The 1,351-nt window shown below is 74.9% G+C and carries 1 protein-coding gene; it reads left to right on the top strand.

Features of this window, described 5'->3' with window-relative positions; genetic code table 11:
- Window positions 1-1,351: condensation domain-containing protein (locus AB0D10_RS46325; RefSeq protein WP_360269158.1), on the top strand; the 1,351-nt coding region annotated here is incomplete at both ends.

Below are 1,351 nucleotides of genomic sequence, written 5' to 3'. Positions count from 1 at the left end.
GACGTGCCCGGCGACAAACGCCTCGTCGCCTACGTCGTCCCCGCCCCCGGCACGGACGGCACCGCACTGCCCGCACTGGTCCGCACGACGGTCGGCGCGCGTCTGCCCGACTACATGGTGCCGTCGGCCGTCGTGGCCCTGGACGCCCTGCCGCTGACCTCCAACGGGAAGCTCGACCGCCGTGCTCTGCCGGTCCCCGACTACGGGGTGGCGTCAGCGGGCCGCGCCGCGCGCACGGAGCAGGAGGAACTGCTCTGCGGCGTGTTCTCCGAGGTGCTCGGGGTCCCGGCGGTCGGCCCGGAGGACGACTTCTTCGTGAGCGGCGGGCACTCCCTGCTGGCGGTGCGGCTGATCAGCCGGATCCGCTCCGTCCTGGGCATCGAGCTGTCGTTGCGCACCTTGTTCGAGGCTCCGACCCCCGCCGCCCTGGCGCGTCACCTGGACCCGGGCGCGCTGGTCCGGCCGCCGGTGGTGGCCGCCGGGCAGCGGCCCGGGCGGGTGCCGCTGTCCTTCGCCCAGCAGCGGCTCTGGTTCCTCTCCCAGCTGGAGGGGCCGAGCGCCACGTACAACATCCCGGTGGCGCTGCGGCTGACCGGCGACCTCGACCGCGTCGCCCTCGACGCCGCCCTGCTCGACCTGATCGGCCGCCACGAGGTGCTGCGGACGGTCTTCCCCGCCCACGGCACCGGAGCGCACCAGCAGGTGCTCCCCGTCGACCGCGCCGCCCTCGACCGGATCGGCTTCGGCCTGACCGTGACCGACACCACCGAGGCGGAGCTGGCCGAGGCCGTCGCCCGGGCGGCCGGGCACACCTTCGACCTCTCGGCGGAGGTCCCGGTCCGGGCTTCGCTGTTCGTGCTGGCACCGCAGGAGCACGTCCTGGTGGTGACGGTCCATCACATCGCCGGTGACGGCTGGTCGATGGCTCCGCTGGGGCGTGACCTGTCGGCCGCGTACGCGGCGCGGGTGGCCGGCGGTGCGCCCGGGTGGGCGCCGCTGCCGGTGCAGTACGCGGACTACACACTCTGGCAGCGCGGACTGCTCGGCGGCGAGGGGTCGCAGAGCGAACTGCTGGAGCAGCAACTCAAGTACTGGCGCGAGGAGTTGGCTGGCTCGCCGGAGGAGCTGGCGCTCCCCTTCGACCGGTCGCGGCCGGCCGTCGCCTCCCACCGCGGCGGCTCGGTCGATCTCGCCGTCCCGGCCGACCTGCACGCCCGGCTGGCCGACCTGGCCCGCGAGCAGGGCGCCACGATGTTCATGGTGCTGCAGGCGGCGCTGGGTGTGCTGCTGTCCCGGCTCGGCGCCGGCGAGGACGTCCCGGTCGGCACCCCGGTCGCCGGCCGTACCGATG

It is taken from the genome of Kitasatospora sp. NPDC048545, from assembly GCF_040651155.1.
In the GTDB taxonomy this organism is placed as follows: domain Bacteria; phylum Actinomycetota; class Actinomycetes; order Streptomycetales; family Streptomycetaceae; genus Kitasatospora.
The sequence above is the reverse complement of the archived record's forward strand: the minus strand, read 5'-3'. Positions and strand labels throughout refer to the sequence as shown.